This window comes from Kitasatospora sp. GAS204B (assembly GCF_029892155.1).
In the GTDB taxonomy this organism is placed as follows: Bacteria; Actinomycetota; Actinomycetes; order Streptomycetales; family Streptomycetaceae; genus Kitasatospora.
The window spans coordinates 112,489-128,338 of sequence record NZ_JARZAG010000004.1 but is presented as its reverse complement, the minus strand read 5'-3'; the positions used below and the strand labels follow the sequence as shown (position 1 = coordinate 128,338).

The window sequence follows — 15,850 nt, the reverse complement described above, 5'->3', positions numbered from 1 at the left end:
ACAGCAATCGACATGAACGAAAACGAGAGCGACGGGTTCCGACCCGACGAGTTTCATCATGCGCTGGACACCGAGCTCGCCGCGCTCAACGGACCGCCGCTGGGCGACGTCGTCACGCTGGCCACCCAGCGCGGACGCCGGCAGCGGCGGCGGCGGACCGTGGGCGCGGTCACCGGCTCGGTGACCGCCGTGGCCGTCGCGGCGAGCGTGCTGGTCGGGGTGCTGGGCAGCGGTCCGGCTCACCGGGCCGAGCTGAGCGCGGCCGCGGCCGGTACGCCGTCGGCTTCCGCGACGCCCAGCGCGGCCGGTACGCCGTCGAGTTCCGCGACACCCAGCGCGCCCGGTGCGCCATCGGTTGTCACGGCGTCGCCCACGCCCGGGGCCCCCAGCGCCTCCGCCGCAACGTCGTCCGGCGTGCTGGTCCCGGACAGCCCGGCCGGCCTGCTGGACGCGGTGCTGCACGCCCTGCCGAGCGGACTCAGCACGGACAACTACTCGGCCAAGCTGGGCGGTTCGCAGAGTCCCAGCCCCTACGTCAGCCTCAACGTGCACACGGCGCAGGGCACGGCCCAGTTGGAGGTCGCGGCCTTCAAGTCGCAGTACTCGTTCTGCCAGCCGGGTGACTGGCCCGCCGGCTACAGCTACCGCTGTTCGACCACGCCCAGCGGCGAGCAGTTCGAGGTGGTGTCCAACCCGGCCGCCTGCTTCCAGCACTCGATCATCGTGCTGCGGCGGCACGACGGCGTCGACGTCACGGTCTGGATGCCCAACTGCACCGGCGCGGCCGGCATCACGAGCCCGGCCGTGGCGCCACTGACCCAGGAGCAGGCGCTCGCCCTGGCCGGCACGCCCGCGATCAACTACCTGATGCCGGCCTCGTTCGTCCAGGCCGCCGACGCGAAGTACCCCGACCTGCCCATCACCAAGTAACCGCACCATCATCGCCGCGGCCCCGCACGGGGTCGCGGCTCCCCCCTTTTCCACCCACCGAGACCGGGAGACCGATGGTGCGCAACGAAGCCGACTTCACCGCCTTCGCCGAGGCGAACGTCACCCGCCTGCGGCAGATCGCCTACCTGATGTGCCGGGACTGGCACTTGGCCCAGGATCTGACCCAGAGCACCCTCACCAAGATGTACGTGGCCTGGAACCGGCTGGCCCGGCACGGCAGCGACCCGTTCGGCTACGCCCGCAAGGTGCTGCTCAACACGCTGCTCGACCACAAGCGGCTGCGCAGCAGCAGCGAGTTGGCAGTGGATCAGCTGCCGGACCTGCCGCACCCGGGTGACCCGACGGCCGACCGGCTCACCCTGCTGAACGCGCTGGCGCTGCTGCCCAAACGGGAGCGGGCGATCGTGCTGCTGCGCTACTGGGAGGACCAGAGCGTGGAACAGACCGCCGAGATCCTCGGGTTGAGCACCTCGGTGGTGAAGTCGCAGAGCATGCGCGCCCTCACCGTGCTGCGCGGGCACCTGGGCACGGACCGGGCGGTGCTGTTCAGCTGAGGCCCGCCGGCTGCCCGCCGGTCACGATTCGGTATCGTGCCCACGGTTTGTTCCCAGTTCGCGCTCATGAGGTCTAGAACAGGGCCCATGTGGTTGCTCTTCCTGGTCCCGGCCTGCGTCGTCGCGGTTCTCGCCTGTCTGCGTCTGGTCCGGGCCGCCGCCTCGGCCGACGCGTCGGTGGGGTTGACGGAGGAGGAGACGGACCAGGTGGCGATCGGGCTCTACGAGACGGCGTACCTGGCCGGCGGCCCGGAGCGGGTGGTGGACCTCGCGCTGGTGCTGATGAACGGGCGCGGCCGGCTGCACCTGGCGCACACCGGCTGGACCACGGTGGTCGACCCGCAGGGCCGCAGTCGCCTGGAGCGCGCGCTGATCAGCGAGATAGGCCCGGAGGGGCAGTGCCGGACGGCGGAGCTGCGCGAGGCGCTCAGCGAGCATCCGACGGTGGCCGAGATCGGCGCCCGGCTCTCGCTGGCGGGCCTGGCCACCCCGGCGGGGATCCGCGAGAGCACGATGCTGGCGGTGCGTCAGGTCCGCCAGGCGCTGCTGCTCTCGGCGGTGCTGCTGGTCGCGGCGATGACGCTGACCGGGCCCGGGCGGCACGACAGCGCCGCCACCCTGGCCTGGTTCTCGCTGCCGCTGATCCTCACCACCGGCACCCTGCTGATGGCCCGGGTGGACGTGCACCCCTACACACGCTGGGCCGCCCCGGCCGGCGACCAGGTCCTGCGCGAGCTGCGCCGCCGCCCCCGCCGCGCGAGCAGCGAGGGCGCGGGCACGCGCGATGCCGAGCGCCTGCTGCTCACGGCGGTGGCGATCGACGGCGCGGACGCGCTGCAGGACGCCCGCCTGCGGATGGCGCTGCGGGGTTAGCCGAGCCCGCCGTCAGGCGTCAGGCGTCAGGGATCAGACCAGGCCGTTCAGCAGCTCGCTGATCGGCTTGCGGCGACCGGTGAAGAACGGCACCTCCTCGCGCACGTGCAGGCGCGCGCGGGACGGGCGCAGGTCGCGCATCAGGTCCACGATCCGGTGCAGCTCGTCCGCCTCGAAGGCGAGCAGCCACTCGTAGTCGCCGAGCGCGAACGAGGCGACCGTGTTGGCCCGCACGTCCGGGTAGCCACGGGCCATCTGGCCGTGCTCGGCGAGCATCGCCCGGCGCTCGTCGTCCGGCAGCAGGTACCACTCGTAGGAGCGGACGAACGGGTAGACGCAGACGTACTCGCGGGCGTGCTCGTCGGCGAGGAAGGCCGGGATGTGCGACTTGTTGAACTCGGCGGGGCGGTGCAGCGCCATGTTCGACCAGACCGGCTTGAGCAGGCGGCCGAGCCCGGTGCGGCGGAAGCGGTTGTACGCCTCCTGCAGGTCGTCGGAGTCGGCGGCGTGCCACCAGATCATCAGATCGGCGTCGGCGCGCAGGCCCGAGACGTCGTAGCTGCCGCGCACCGTGACGTCCTTGGCGGCCAGCTGCTCGAACAGTTCCTCGACCTCGGTGGCCAGCGCGGCGCGGTCCTCGGGGAGCGCGTCCTTCAGCTGGAACACCGACCACATGGTGTAGCGGATGACCTGGTTCAGGTCCCGGGCCTTCTTCTTCTGCGACGTCTGCTCAGCGGTATCGGTCATGCCCTCATTCTCCCTTTCGCGCGCTCTGCCCCGGCGCCGGGGTCGACAATTCGTCGACGGCGCGCCGGGCGCTCGCCACGCAGGCTGGAATGCCCACGCCGTCGTAGGCCGCGCCCGCCAGCGCGAGGCCGCCCAGGCCCCGGACGGCGGCCCGGATCCGGCCGACCCGCTCCTGGTGGCCCACCGGGTACTGCGGCAGGCCGGCCCGCCACCGGTCGACCGAGCTCGCGTACGGGCGGGCGCTCAGGCCCACCGCCGCGCGCAGGTCGGCCAGCGAGCGGGCGACCAGTTCGGCGTCGTCCAGGTCGAGCGCCGCCTCCTCGCGGTACCGGCCGAGCGAGGTGCGCAGCACGAAGCTGTCGGGGGCGGCGCTCGCCAGCCAGCCCCACTTCCGGCTGGAGAAGGTGGCGGCCTTGATCGAGCGGCCGTCCACCGGGGGGACCAGGAATCCGCTGCCCGGCGGCGGATCGGCCAGTTCGGTGCGGTCGAAGGCGAGGGTGACCAGGGCCATCCCGGCGTACTCGATCGCGGCCAACTCGGCGGCGGCGCCCGGCGCGTCGGCGGCCAGCAGCTTGGCGGCGACGGGCGCGGGGACGGCGAGCAGCACGGCGTCGAACGCCTCGCCGTCGACCAGCCAGCCCTCGGGGGTGCGGCGCAGCTCGCCGACCGGCGTGCGCAACCGCAGTTGGACGCCGGCCCGCTCGCAGGCGGCGGCGACGGCGGTGGGCAGGGTGCCGATCCCGCCGCGCAGGCCCTGGAAGACCGGGCCGCCGGCCTGCGGGCGGTCCAGCAGCGCGTGCACGCCGCCGACCAGCGACCCGCCGCCCTGGGCGATCGCGAGCAGTTGCGGGACGGCGGCGCGCAGCGAGATCTCCGCGGCGCGGCCCGCGTAGACACCGCCGAGCAGCGGCTCGACCAGCCGGTCCACCACCTCCTGGCCGAGCCGCTCGGCCACGAAGGCGCCGATCGCCACATCCGCGCCGCCCGCCACGCCCTCGCCGATCGAGGCGACCGCGGCCGGCCGCTCGGCCCGCACCCGGGCCAGGCCCTCGGGGCTGAGCACGCCGGAGGCGGCGAGCGCGTCGAGGTCGCCGGGGACGCCCATCAGCTGCCCGCCGGGCAGCGGGTGCAGCGCGCCCCTGGTCCACAGGGCGGCCTTGGCGGTGCTCGGGGGTTCCAGGGCGTCGGCCAGGCCGACCTGCCGGGCGAGTTCGACGGCCTCGGGGCGGCGGGCCAGCATCGACTCGGCGCCGAGGTCCACCTGGATCCCACCCACCTCGCCGGTGCGCAGCTTGCCGCCCAGGTACGCGCCGGCCTCCAGCAGGGTGACCCGTGCGCGAGCCGGCCCGCCGGCCACGCCGGCCAGGTGGGCGGCCGCGGCCAGCCCGGCGATGCCGCCGCCGATCACGGCGACCTTGGGAAGTGCTTCTGCCATGCCCCGCAGTCTCCCAGACGGCCCTGGTCCGAATGGTGATCGGGCTGTGACGCAGTCGCAATCCGAGACCTGAAACCCCGTCAACTGCCGGGCCGTCCAACCGGACACGTGTCAGCGGGAGGGGAATCCAGAGCATGAGCATGAGCGGGATCAGCAGAGCCGGCGCCGCGCTGGCGGCCGCCGCCGTCCTGGCGCTCGCCGGGTGCAGCGCGGACGGCGGCGGGAACAGCGCGGCGGCGGGGCCCCAGGCGGCACAGGCACCCCAGCCGGCCCAGGCCGCGCCCGGGCAGGCCGCCGGCCAGCCCGCCAAGGCCGGGGCCGCCGGGTCGGCCCCGGGCGCGAGCGCGGCGCCCGCTGCGGATCCGCGGGCGATCGCCTACACCGGGCAGCTCGGCCTGCGGGTGGACAGCATCGACGGCACGGTCCAGCGGGCGGAGGACCTGGCCACCCGGCAGTCCGGCTTCGTCGAACACGAGAACTCCGGGGACTCGGGCAGCGCGGAGGTGGTGTTGCGGATCCCGTCGGCGGCCTTCCAGCATAGCTTCGACCAGCTGGCCGGCTTCGGCACGGTGCTGAGTCGCTCCACCCAGGCCGACGACCTCACCCAGCAGGTGGCGGACGTCGACAGCCGGGTGAAGAGCCAGCAGGCCAGCGTGGACCGGGTCCGCCAGTTGATGTCGCAGGCCGCCTCGCTGAACGACATCGTCACCCTGGAGGGGGAGCTGAGCAGCCGCGAGGCCGCGCTGGAGTCGCTGCAGGCCCAGCAGCGGCAACTGGCCACCCAGACCTCGCTCTCCACCATCACGGTGGACCTACAGGTGCGGCAGCAGCCGGCCGCGGTGGTCGGGCCCCGGCCGAAGCCCGGGCGCGGCTTCTGGGGCTCGGTCGGGCACGCGCTGGCGGGCGGCTGCCTGGTCCTGGTCGCCGTGCTGCGCACGCTGCTGGTCGTGCTGGCGGCCGCGGCGCCGTTCCTGGCCGTCGCGGCGCCGGTGCTCTGGTTCGTCCTGCGCCGGCGCCGGGCGGCTGCTCGCGTGGAGCAGCCCGAACCAGCCGAGTGATCAGCGCGCGCTGGCCTCATGCACGAAGGCGACCAGGCGGCTGAGCGCGTCCGGGTCCATGCTCGGCAGCACGCCGTGGCCCAGGTTGAAGATGTGGCCGGTGCCGCCCAGCGCGGAGGCCGCGTGCAGCACCTCGCGGGCCTTGGTCTCCACCACGTGGGTCGGCGCGAAGAGCACCGCCGGGTCGAGGTTGCCCTGCAGCGCCTTGCCGAGCCCGACCCGGCGGGCCGCCTCGCCCAGCGGCACCCGCCAGTCGACGCCGACCACGTCGGCGCCGGCCTGGCCCATCAGGCCGAGCAGCTCACCGGTGCCGACACCGAAGTGGATCCGGGGCACCCCGAGGTCGGCGACCGAGTCGAAGACCTTGGTGCTGGCCGGCATGACGGAGCGTCGGTAGTCGTCCGGCGCCAGCGAGCCCACCCAGGAGTCGAAGAGCTGGACGGCCGAGACGCCCGCCGCGATCTGCACCTTGAGGAAGGCGGAGGTGATCTGGGCCAGCCGGTCGACCAGCTCGGCCCACAGCTCCGGCTCGCCGTACATCATGGCCTTGGTGCGCTCGTGGTTCTTCGACGGACCGCCCTCGACCAGGTAACTGGCCAGCGTGTACGGGGCGCCGGCGAAGCCGATCAGCGGGGTCTGGCCCAACTCGTCGACCAGCAGGCCGACCGCCTCGGTGATGTAGGGGACGTCGTCCGGCTCCAGCGGGCGCAGCCGCTGCAGGTCGGCCTTGGTGCGGATCGGGTCGGCGATCACCGGGCCGACGCCGGGCTTGATGTCGACGTCGATGCCGACCGCCTTGAGCGGCACCACGATGTCGCTGAAGAAGATCGCCGCGTCCACCTTGTGCCGGCGCACCGGCTGCAGGGTGATCTCCTTGACCAGCTCGGGCCGCATGCAGGACTCGAGCATCGGGATGCCCTCGCGCACCTTGAGGTACTCGGGCAGCGAGCGGCCCGCCTGACGCATGAACCAGACCGGGGTGTGCGGCACCGGCTCGTGCCGGCAGGCCCGCAGGAAGGCCGAGTCGTACGCTCGACCGCGCGCGGCGGGCTGGACTGCGGGGTTCGGCACTGCGGGCTGGGCTGCGGTCGTCTCACTCACGCCGCCATCCTCCCACGCTCCTTCTCCATGCAGGCCGCGGCCCACTCGTGGGATCGTCCAGGACCGACCGGCACCTGGCGGGACGCCGACCACCGGGTGCCGGTCGCTCACCGGCGTCGGAGTCCGGCAGGCGTGCCGCTCCGCCGGGAATCCGGGGACAGGGCCTAGTCTTCAGCTCATGGCAGCGGTCGGCGGGAACCCCGCACAACAGGGCGGAACGAGCAAGGACTCGGCGTCGATCCCCGCGGCGGAGCCGCACCCAAGTGCCTTCCGCAGCGCGGTCGAGGCGCTGACGGCGGTACGGCCGCGCCCCGAGGTGCGGCTGTCCAGCGCGCCGGCGCCGCGCCGGCTGGCCCCGTTCAGCTGGGCGGTGACCGCCGAGGTGGAGCTGGACGGCGAGGAGTTGGCCGACGGGCGGTTCGTCCTGCTGCACGACCCGGCCGGCCCGGACGCCTGGCAGGGCGAGTTCCGGGTGGTCACCATGACCCGGGCCGAGCTGGAGCCGGAGATGGCCGGCGACCCGATGCTCACCGAAGTGGGCTGGGCCTGGCTGATGGACGCGCTGCAGTCCCAGGGCGCCGGCTTCGCCGCGCCCGGCGGCACGGTGACCAGGTGCGCCTCGCAGTACTTCGGCGCGCTGGCCGAGCGGCCTGCGTCCACCGAGATCGAGCTGCGGGCCTCCTGGACCCCCTCGGACGGCCGGTTCGAGCGGCATCTGACGGCCTGGGCCGAGCTGCTCTGCGTCTGTGCGGGGCTGCCCCCGAGCGCTCCCGCGCCCCTGGCCACGCCGGACGCGCCGTCACTCGGCGGAGTGGTCCCGATGCCGGCCCGACGCCGGCCGCGCTCACACTGAAGGCTGACGGCCCACCGCGAGCCCCGCACCCGCCCCCGGGCGGGTCGCCGGGCTGCTCACCGGGCATCCCCGGGCGACGAAACCCGTGATCAGGCGTCAACTACCCAGCGTCGACTGATCGTTTCATCCCGTTTCTGATCGATTTCTGACGATCCGTGGGCATGTCGAACCATTCTTCCGCTCGATTTGTCCGTATTGTGGCTCACCAGATCGTGATCATTCGCTAAAGCCGGGCACGAATGATGCCGAAGCAGTCTGTGACCCTTTCCACACACGGAACACTCCGACTCCTTCGCCCATCGGGGTTCCGTCCGCCACTCCCCTCAGGAGGCACGGTGTCGGTCCTGCTAGAGCACCCCGCAAACGTGGTCGCCTACCGCCCGACCAAGCCCACGGCGATGGTGGTGATCGCCGACCCCCGGGTCCGCAACACCGTCACCCGCCATCTGTGGGCACTCGGCGTGCGCGACGTCATCGAGGTCTCCTCGATCGCGGAGGCCCGCCCCCGGGTCTCCACCCCGCGCGACATCTGCGTGGCCGATGTCCATCTGCCGGACGGGTCGGGCCTGACCATCCTGGCCGAGACCCGCGCGGCGGGCTGGCCCAACGGCCTGGCGCTGTCCGCCGCCGACGACATCGGCGCGGTGCGCAGCGCGCTGGCCGGCGGCGTCAAGGGCTACGTGGTCACCGGCACCCGGACCAACATGGCGATGCCGGGCCGCCCGGGGATGCCGCTGGGCGCGGCCGGGCTGGCCGGTCGGATGCGCCGCCCGGGGATGCCCGGCGGCCCCGGTCACCTGGGCGCCCCCGGCGCCGGCGGTGCGCCCGGTGCGCCGGGAGCCGCGCCGGCCGCCTACCGCGAGCTGTCCGGCCGTGAGGTCGAGGTGCTGCGGCTGGTCGCCGAAGGGCAGTCGAACAAGGCGATCGGTGTGGCCATGGGCCTGTCCGCGCTGACCGTGAAGAGCCACCTGGCCCGGATCGCCCGCAAGCTGGGCACCGGCGACCGGGCCGGCATGGTAGCCGTCGCGCTGCGGACCGGCATCATCCACTGAGTGGCCGCGCGGCGGTCCGGAGGAACGTTTCCTCCGAACCGCCGTGCGCGTTCGGGCAGCTCCGCGACCGCCGAGCAGGGTCCCCCTGACGGGGGTCGTCGTACCCTTGGGGGGTGACCGACGCCGCTGAAGCCATCGCCCTAGAGACCGCCCCGGTGCCGCTGCTCGAACCGCGGGAAGGCCTGCCACCCGTGGTGGCGGACGAAGCCGCGCTGGCGGCCGTGGTCGAGGCTTTCGCGGGCGGGACCGGACCGGTCGCCGTCGACGCCGAACGGGCCTCCGGCTACCGCTACGGCCAGCGCGCCTACCTGATCCAGCTGCGCCGGGCCGGCGCCGGCACCGCGCTGATCGACCCGATCGCCTGCCCCGACCTGAGCGGCCTCGGGACGGCGCTGGCGGACGCCGAGTGGGTGGTGCACGCGGCGACCCAGGACCTGCCCTGCCTGGCCGAGGTCGGGATGCGGCCGCAGCGGCTCTTCGACACCGAACTCGCGGGCCGGATCGCCGGGTTCGCCCGGGTGGGCCTGGGGCCGATGACCGAGAGCGTGCTCGGCTACACGCTGGCCAAGGAGCACTCGGCGGTGGACTGGTCCACCCGCCCGCTGCCCGAGCCCTGGCTGCGCTACGCGGCTCTGGACGTCGAGGTGCTGGTCGAGCTGCGCGACGCACTCGAGCGGGAGCTGGACGCCCAGGGCAAGCTCGACTGGGCACTGGAGGAGTTCGCCTCGATCGCCGCCGCCCCGCGCCCGGCGCCCCGGGTGGACCCCTGGCGGCGCACCTCCGGCCTGCACAAGGTGCGCCGGCGCCGGCAGTTGGCGGCCGTCCGCGAGCTGTGGCAGGCCCGGGACAAGCAGGCGCAGGAGCGGGACGTCTCGCCGGGGCGGGTGCTCTCGGACGCGGCGATCGTGTCGGCCGCGCTGGCCATGCCGACCACCGTGCAGACGCTGCAGAACCTCCAGGGCTTCGGCCCCCGGGTGCACCGGCGGCAGCTGGAGCACTGGCTGGCCGCGCTCGACCGGGCCCGGGCGGTCCCGGAGGCGCAGCTCCCGCCGGCCGCCGCCCCGCACGAGGGTCCGCCGCCGCCGCGGGCCTGGGCCGAGAAGGACCCGGTGGCCGCCGCCCGGCTCGCCGGGGCCCGCGCCGCGGTGACCGAGCTGGCCGAGCAGCACCACCTGCCGGCTGAGAACCTGATCACCCCGGACCTGATCCGCCGGGTCTCCTGGGAGCCGCCCACCGAGGCCACCGCACCCGCCGTGGCCGGCGCGCTGCGGGCGCTGGGCGCCCGGCGCTGGCAGGTCGAACTGGTGGCCCCGGTGGTGGCCGAGGCCTTCCTGGCGGCGGCACAGCCGCCGGCGTAGCGGCGGGGCTCGGGGACGCGCCCGGGGGCAAGGCCGCACGTGGCGGGGGACACACCGGGCCGGCGGGGCCCGGCCCTGGGCAAGTTGGTTACCGACCAGTAGCATGACCGTGAAGCAGCGCTGCTCCGTGCGACTCCGTGCGAGCGCGTCTCTGCGCACCATGCCATGTCCCCTGGGAGGAGAGCCCCCGTGCCTCGTACCGCGAGGGACGTCGTCTTCGTTGACGGCGTCCGCACCCCGTTCGGCAAGGCCGGCCCGAAGGGCATCTACCACGAGACCCGCGCCGACGACATGGTCGTCAAGTGCATCCGGGAGCTCGTGCGCCGCAACCCGAACCTGCCCGTCGAGCGGATCGACGAGGTCGCCGTCGCGGCCACCACGCAGATCGGCGACCAGGGTCTGACCATCGGCCGCACCGCCGCCCTGCTCGCCGGCCTGCCGAAGTCGGTCCCCGGCTACGCCATCGACCGGATGTGCGCCGGCGCGCTGACCGCCGTCACCACCACCGCGAGCGGCATCGCCTTCGGCGCGTACGACATCGTCGTCGCCGGTGGCGTCGAGCACATGGGCCGTCACCCGATGGGCGAGGGCGTCGACCCGAACCCCCGCTTCGTCTCCGAGAAGCTGGTCGACGAGTCCGCCCTCTTCATGGGCATGACCGCGGAGAACCTGCACGACCGGTTCCCGCACATCACCAAGGAGCGCTGCGACGCCTACGCGGTGCGCTCCCAGGAGAAGGCCGCCAAGGCCTACGCCAACGGCGACATCCAGCCCGACCTGGTGCCGATCGCGATCCGCAACACCAACCCCGAGGTCGGCGAGACCGGTTGGGGCCTGTCGACCACTGACGAGCCGATGCGCCCGGGCACCACGATGGAGTCGCTGGCGAACCTCAAGACCCCGTTCCGCCCGCACGGCAACATCACCGCGGGCAACTCGGCCGGTCTCAACGACGGTGCCACCGCCTCGCTGCTGGCCGCCGAGGACGTGGCCGAGGAGCTCGGCCTGCCGATCAAGATGCGCCTGGTCGACTTCGCCTTCGCGGGCGTGGAGCCCGAGGTCATGGGCATCGGTCCGGTGCCGGCGACCGAGAAGGCGCTGGCCAAGGCCGGCCTGACGATCGAGGACATCGGCGCGTTCGAGGTCAACGAGGCGTTCGCCGTGCAGGTGCTGGCCTTCCTGGACCACTACGGCATCGCCGACGACGACGAGCGGGTCAACCCGTTCGGCGGCGCGATCGCGTTCGGCCACCCGCTGGCCTCCTCGGGCGTGCGCCTGATGAACCAGCTGGCCCGCCGCTTCGAGCAGCGCCCGGACGTCCGCTACGGCCTGACCACCATGTGCATCGGGTTCGGCATGGGCGCGACCGTCATCTGGGAGAACCCGCACTTCTCTGGGAGCACCAAGTGACCACGACTGAGCTGCTCAAGCGCGGCGCCGAGCTGTTCCCCGGCGAGGTCGTCACCACCGCGCACGTGCGCCACCTGGACCTGCCGCTGCAGGCCGGCAAGCTGGCGCTGATCACCCTGGACAACGGCTTCGACCACACCAAGCCGACCACCTTCGGCCCGGGCTCGCTGCTGAAGCTCTCCGAGGCGCTGGACCAGGTCGAGGCCGAGGCCGCCGACGGCAAGATCGTCGCCGTGGCGATCACCGGCAAGCCGTTCATCTTCGCGGTCGGCGCCGACCTCAAGGGCGTCGAGCTGCTCAAGGAGCACGGCGACGCGCTGGCCATCGGCAAGGGGGGCCACGAGGTCTTCAAGCGGATCGCCGCGCTGCCGGTGCCGAGCTTCACCTTCTACAACGGCGCCGCGATGGGCGGCGGTGTGGAGATCGGTCTGCACTGCACCTACCGCACCGTCAGCTCGGGCCTGCCGGCCTTCTCGCTGCCCGAGGTCTTCCTCGGCCTGGTCCCCGGCTGGGGCGGCTGCACCATCCTGCCGAACCTGGTCGGCCCGGCCAACGCGGTCAAGGTCATCATCGAGAACTCGATGAGCCAGAACAAGCAGCTCAAGGGCAAGGAGGTGTTCGAGCTCGGCATCGCGGACGCGATCTTCGAGCCGGCCGACTTCCTGGAGCAGTCGATCCTCTGGGCCGCCAAGGTCCTCAAGGGCGAGACGGTCGTCGAGCGCCCGGAGATCGACCGCGGCGAGAACTGGGACCAGTGCATCGCCTGGGGCCGCGCCGTCGCCGACGCCAAGGTGCACGGCGCCGCGCCGGCCGCCTACCGCGCGCTGGACATCATGGCCGCCGCCAAGAACGGCGACCTGCAGCAGGGCTTCGACGCCGAGGACGCCGCGCTGGCCGACCTGATCATGGGCGGCGAGCTGCGGGCCGGCATCTACGCCTTCAACCTGGTGCAGCGCCGGGCCAAGCGCCCGTTCGGCGCCCCGGACAAGTCGCTGGCCCGCCCGGTCACCAAGGTCGGCGTGGTCGGCGCCGGTCTGATGGCCTCTCAGCTGGCGCTGCTCTTCGCGCGCCGCCTGGAGGTGCCGGTGGTGCTCACCGACATCGACCAGGCGCGGATCGACAAGGGCGTGGGCTACGTGCACGCCGAGGTCGACAAGCTGCTGGCCAAGGGCCGGATCGGCGGCGACAAGGCCAACAAGCTCAAGGGCCTGGTCAGCGGTCACCTGGACAAGGCGACGGCGTTCGGCGACGCGGACTTCGTGATCGAGGCCGTGTTCGAGGAGATGGGCGTCAAGCAGAACGTCTTCGCCGAGCTGGAGGCGGTGGTCTCGCCGACCACCATCCTGGCGACCAACACCTCCTCGCTCTCGGTCACCGAGATGGCCTCCAAGCTGCAGCACCCGGAGCGCGTGGTCGGCTTCCACTTCTTCAACCCGGTCGCGATCCTGCCGCTGCTGGAGATCGTCCGGGCCGAGAAGACCGACGACGCCTCGCTGGCCACCGCCTTCGGCGTGGCCAAGAAGCTGAAGAAGACCGCCGTCCTGGCCAAGGACGCCCCGGCGTTCGTGGTGAACCGGATCCTGACCCGCTTCATGGGCGAGATCCAGAACATCATCGACGAGGGCACCTCGTTCGAGACCGTCGAGGCGGCCGTCCAGCCGCTCGGCCTGCCGATGTCCCCGATCGCGCTGCTCGAGCTGGTCGGCCCGGCCATCGCGCTGCACGTCTCGGAGACCCTGCACGGCGCCTTCCCGGAGCGGTTCACCGTCTCCGAGAACCTTGCCGAGGTGGTCAAGGCCGGCAAGCGCGGCTTCTACATCTGGCAGGACGGCAAGCAGGTCCTCGACCCCGAGGTGCTGGAGCTGCTCTCCTTCGGCGACAGCGCGCTGACCGAGGATCAGGTCCGGGACCGGGCGCTCTCCGCCGTCGCGCAGGAGATCGGCCTGATGCTGGACGAGGGCGTCGTCGGCGAGGCGCAGGACATCGACCTGTGCATGATCACCGGCGCCGGCTGGCCCTTCCACCTGGGCGGGATCACCCCGTACCTGGACCGCGAGGGTGTCGCCGAGCGGGTGAACGGCAAGAAGTTCCTGGCCCCCGGCCTGGCCAGCGTGCCGGTCTGAGACCGCGCCCGCGACAGCGCCTGAACGCCTGAAGGGCGGCCCGCTCGATCCGAGCGGGCCGCCCTTTCGCATGCCTGAACCCCATCGGTATACATCAAATGAGGACAAAGCGCATAATACTTTTAGGCCAAGCGAGATCGGACTTGCACACCGAAGGAGGCGAGTCGTATGGCCGACGTCTCACATCGAACCGGTGACCTCTCCACCCATCCCGACATTGCGGAGATGCGGACCCGGTACGCACGCATGATGGACGGACCGCAGGGAGTCGCCGTCGACGGGCTCGTCGTGCTCGCCGGCCTCTACCTGGCCATCTCGCCCTACGTGGTGCACTTCAGCGCCGCCAGCCACGAACTGACGATCTGCAACCTGATCCTCGGGATCGGCATCGCCGCGCTCGGACTCGGCCTCACCCTCGCCCCGGCCCGGATGTTCGGGCTGACCTGGGCGATGGCCGCGACCGGCGTGTTCCTGATCATCTCCCCCTGGGTGGTGACCGTGGGGCACACGGCGACCAGGGGAATGATCTGGAACCAGGTGGTGGTCGGCGGTCTGACCTGCCTGCTCGCCTTCACCGCCGCCGGCATGGTGCTCGGTAGCCGCCGACGCTGACCGGCAGTGACCCAGCAGTGAGCCGTCGACCCCCCGTGGGTCGGCGGCTCACTGCTGCGGCCTACTTCTTCAGGCGGTAGACCATCGCGTCGCCGTAGGCGCCGACCACCTGGTAGTGGGTGTCCAGCAGGTTCTCGATCGCCGGCACCTGGGAGGGCTGGTAGGGCGCGCTGCCGGAGTCGTCCACCACGACCGCGGGCAGCCCGTTGGACAACTCCTTGTCGAAGGTCTGCCAGGCGTCCGGCACGCTGTACTGCTCGCCGACGTCCACGCTGCCCTTGCCACCGCTGAAGTTGGTCAGGAACCCGGCGGTCAGGTAGCGGGTGGCCGGCTTGCGGTCGGAGAGCCAGTAGAGCTCGGGGTGCATGCCCCAGACCAGCACGGTGTCCTTGGGCGTGCTGCGCTCGGCGACCGCCGTGGCCACCTGGTTGTTCTGGCTCATCTGCTCGCCCGGCCAGGCCACCGCGAGCGCCCAGAAGGTCGTGCAGGCCACCGAGCTGTAGACCAGCACCGGCTTCCAGCGGATCGCCGAGACCGAGACCGCGCCGACCCCGAGCAGCACCAGCGGCGGCATCAGCTGCAGGTAGTAGTGGCCGAAGAAGTGGAAGCCGGTGGCCACCGCGACCACCGAGGAGAAGAGCCAGACCCACAGGTCGCTGGCCGCGCCGTGGGACTCGCCACGGGTCGGCAGCGGCCGCCCGGTGCGGTAGCGCAGCCAGACCCGGTGGCCGAGCGGGAAGAGGAAGCCGAGGCCGGCCGCCAGCAGGATCGCCGAGTTGCCCAGCGCCCGGCCGAGCATCTGCAACCAGTCGCCGTTCAGCGAGGCGTAGTCGCCGCTGCCGGTGACCACCCAGAAGAGGAAGCCCTTGGGCTTGGTGAGGATCACCGCGACGATCGCTATCGGCAGCGCGAAGCCGAACCCGACCTTGGCCAGCGCGCTCCGCCACGGCACGGCGCGCAGCCGGGCGTCCTGGAAGAGCATCCAGAGCACCGGCAGCAGCACCGCGCCGCCGGTCTGCTTGGTCAGCGAGCAGACCGCCACCGCGATCCCGGCGGCCAGCCAGCGCCGCCGCTCGGCGTAGCGGAAGGCGGCCACCATCGCGGGCAGCATGAAGACCTCGAAGGTCGCCGCCTGGGTGTCCTCGGGCGAGAGCCCGATGGAGAGCATCAGGTAGAGCACCCCGGCCGCGGCGCCGGCGCGATTGCCCCAGCGGCCGCGCGCGAGCGAGGCCAGCAGCACGGCGGTGACCAGGTGCGCCACGATCGCCAGGGTGCGCAGCGGCCAGAGCGAGAGCGAGCCGAAGACCGAGAAGCAGGCCTCGTAGAGCCAGGGCAGCAGCGGCGGCTTGCGGTCCACCACGGTGTCGTAGAGCACGCCGCCGTCGGCGAGCATCCGGGCCTGGGTGGCCAGGTAGCCCTCGTCGGGGCTCCAGACCGGCCGCAGGAAGGACGGGATGTGGGTCAGGGTCGCCAGCACGGCCAGCACCGGGACCACCCGGGTCCAGTACCCCGTGCGGACGTGCTCGGAGACCCGCGCGGCAAGCGCGGCGGGGCGCGTGAGGGTCGAGGTCTCAGCAGGCACGAGGGACAACCTACCGGGCGGGACCGGCGCAGACGCCGCCGGTCCCGAACTCAGATATGAATGTCATATTGTCACGAAGGCCATGGAAGATCGCCTGAGGAACGCTCGAGGCCGATCGACGCAGCTCAGGCCCCGATCCGG

The 15,850-nt window shown here is 72.6% G+C and carries 14 protein-coding genes; 10 read left to right on the top strand and 4 right to left on the bottom strand.

Features of this window, described 5'->3' with window-relative positions; genetic code table 11:
- Positions 1-12 precede the first annotated feature (12 nt).
- From P3T41_RS07455 to P3T41_RS07445, 3 genes are all read left to right on the top strand, one after another.
- Positions 13-930, top strand: a complete 918-nt coding sequence (locus P3T41_RS07455) for a hypothetical protein (protein WP_280688792.1) — start codon at positions 13-15, stop codon at positions 928-930.
- 74 nt (positions 931-1,004) lie between these two features.
- Positions 1,005-1,505 carry a SigE family RNA polymerase sigma factor gene (locus P3T41_RS07450; protein ID WP_280688791.1) on the top strand — a complete coding sequence of 167 codons (501 nt, stop codon included), beginning with the start codon at positions 1,005-1,007 and terminating at the stop codon, positions 1,503-1,505.
- 87 nt (positions 1,506-1,592) lie between these two features.
- The gene (locus tag P3T41_RS07445; protein WP_280688790.1) at positions 1,593-2,378 is read left to right on the top strand and encodes a TIGR04222 domain-containing membrane protein; all 786 of its coding nucleotides are present in this window, start codon (positions 1,593-1,595) and stop codon (positions 2,376-2,378) included.
- A gap of 33 nt (positions 2,379-2,411) precedes the next feature.
- On the opposite strand, the gene hemQ is transcribed toward P3T41_RS07445, so the two are convergent.
- Both hemQ and hemG read right to left on the bottom strand, forming a co-directional pair.
- Positions 2,412-3,125: a hydrogen peroxide-dependent heme synthase gene (gene hemQ, locus P3T41_RS07440; protein ID WP_280688789.1), complete on the bottom strand. Its 714-nt coding sequence runs from the start codon at positions 3,123-3,125 to the stop codon at positions 2,412-2,414.
- Between the two features lie 4 nt (positions 3,126-3,129).
- Positions 3,130-4,560, bottom strand: coding sequence for a protoporphyrinogen oxidase (gene hemG, locus P3T41_RS07435; RefSeq protein ID WP_280688788.1), 1,431 nt, complete (start codon positions 4,558-4,560; stop codon positions 3,130-3,132).
- Between the two features lie 134 nt (positions 4,561-4,694).
- Here hemG and P3T41_RS07430 point away from each other — a divergent pair, with 134 nt between their 5' ends.
- Positions 4,695-5,618 (top strand): DUF4349 domain-containing protein, encoded by a 924-nt coding sequence (locus tag P3T41_RS07430; protein WP_280688787.1) that lies wholly within the window; start codon positions 4,695-4,697, stop codon positions 5,616-5,618.
- On the opposite strand, the gene hemE is transcribed toward P3T41_RS07430, so the two are convergent.
- Positions 5,619-6,689: a uroporphyrinogen decarboxylase gene (gene hemE, locus P3T41_RS07425; RefSeq protein ID WP_280689043.1), complete on the bottom strand. Its 1,071-nt coding sequence runs from the start codon at positions 6,687-6,689 to the stop codon at positions 5,619-5,621.
- Between the two features lie 208 nt (positions 6,690-6,897).
- Here hemE and P3T41_RS07420 point away from each other — a divergent pair, with 208 nt between their 5' ends.
- The 6 genes from P3T41_RS07420 to P3T41_RS07395 all read left to right on the top strand — a co-directional run bounded on the left by P3T41_RS07420 (position 6,898) and on the right by P3T41_RS07395 (position 14,127).
- The gene (locus P3T41_RS07420) at positions 6,898-7,572 is read left to right on the top strand and encodes a DUF3000 domain-containing protein (RefSeq protein WP_280688786.1); all 675 of its coding nucleotides are present in this window, start codon (positions 6,898-6,900) and stop codon (positions 7,570-7,572) included.
- Positions 7,573-7,907: 335 nt separating this feature from the next.
- On the top strand, positions 7,908-8,624 hold the full coding sequence (locus tag P3T41_RS07415) for a response regulator transcription factor (RefSeq protein ID WP_280688785.1): 717 nt from the start codon (positions 7,908-7,910) through the stop codon (positions 8,622-8,624).
- Positions 8,625-8,737: 113 nt separating this feature from the next.
- Entirely contained in the window at positions 8,738-9,982 is a 1,245-nt protein-coding gene (locus P3T41_RS07410; protein WP_280688784.1) for an HRDC domain-containing protein, read from the top strand.
- 189 nt (positions 9,983-10,171) lie between these two features.
- The gene (locus tag P3T41_RS07405) at positions 10,172-11,392 is read left to right on the top strand and encodes an acetyl-CoA C-acyltransferase (RefSeq protein WP_280688783.1); all 1,221 of its coding nucleotides are present in this window, start codon (positions 10,172-10,174) and stop codon (positions 11,390-11,392) included.
- Positions 11,389-13,515: a 3-hydroxyacyl-CoA dehydrogenase NAD-binding domain-containing protein gene (locus tag P3T41_RS07400; protein ID WP_280688782.1), complete on the top strand. Its 2,127-nt coding sequence runs from the start codon at positions 11,389-11,391 to the stop codon at positions 13,513-13,515. The genes P3T41_RS07405 and P3T41_RS07400 overlap by 4 nt, the downstream gene beginning before the upstream one ends.
- 168 nt (positions 13,516-13,683) lie before the next feature.
- A complete protein-coding gene (locus P3T41_RS07395) occupies positions 13,684-14,127 on the top strand; it encodes an SPW repeat protein (protein ID WP_280688781.1) in 444 nt (147 codons plus the stop codon).
- A 61-nt stretch (positions 14,128-14,188) separates the two neighbouring features.
- Here the strand turns inward: P3T41_RS07395 and P3T41_RS07390 are convergent, their stop codons facing one another.
- A complete protein-coding gene (locus P3T41_RS07390; RefSeq protein WP_280688780.1) occupies positions 14,189-15,709 on the bottom strand; it encodes a glycosyltransferase family 39 protein in 1,521 nt (506 codons plus the stop codon).
- Between the last annotated feature and the right edge of the window lie 141 nt (positions 15,710-15,850).

What these genes read in the sequence shown, in the direction of transcription:
- P3T41_RS07455 (WP_280688792.1), top strand. Translation starts at nt 13, where the DNA reads ATGAACGAAAACGAGAGCGACGGGTTCCGACCCGACGAGTTTCATCAT.
- P3T41_RS07450 (WP_280688791.1), top strand. Translation starts at nt 1,005, where the DNA reads ATGGTGCGCAACGAAGCCGACTTCACCGCCTTCGCCGAGGCGAACGTC.
- P3T41_RS07445 (WP_280688790.1), top strand. Translation starts at nt 1,593, where the DNA reads ATGTGGTTGCTCTTCCTGGTCCCGGCCTGCGTCGTCGCGGTTCTCGCC.
- hemQ (WP_280688789.1), bottom strand. Translation starts at nt 3,125, where the DNA reads ATGACCGATACCGCTGAGCAGACGTCGCAGAAGAAGAAGGCCCGGGAC.
- hemG (WP_280688788.1), bottom strand. Translation starts at nt 4,560, where the DNA reads ATGGCAGAAGCACTTCCCAAGGTCGCCGTGATCGGCGGCGGCATCGCC.
- P3T41_RS07430 (WP_280688787.1), top strand. Translation starts at nt 4,695, where the DNA reads ATGAGCATGAGCGGGATCAGCAGAGCCGGCGCCGCGCTGGCGGCCGCC.
- P3T41_RS07420 (WP_280688786.1), top strand. Translation starts at nt 6,898, where the DNA reads ATGGCAGCGGTCGGCGGGAACCCCGCACAACAGGGCGGAACGAGCAAG.
- P3T41_RS07395 (WP_280688781.1), top strand. Translation starts at nt 13,684, where the DNA reads ATGGCCGACGTCTCACATCGAACCGGTGACCTCTCCACCCATCCCGAC.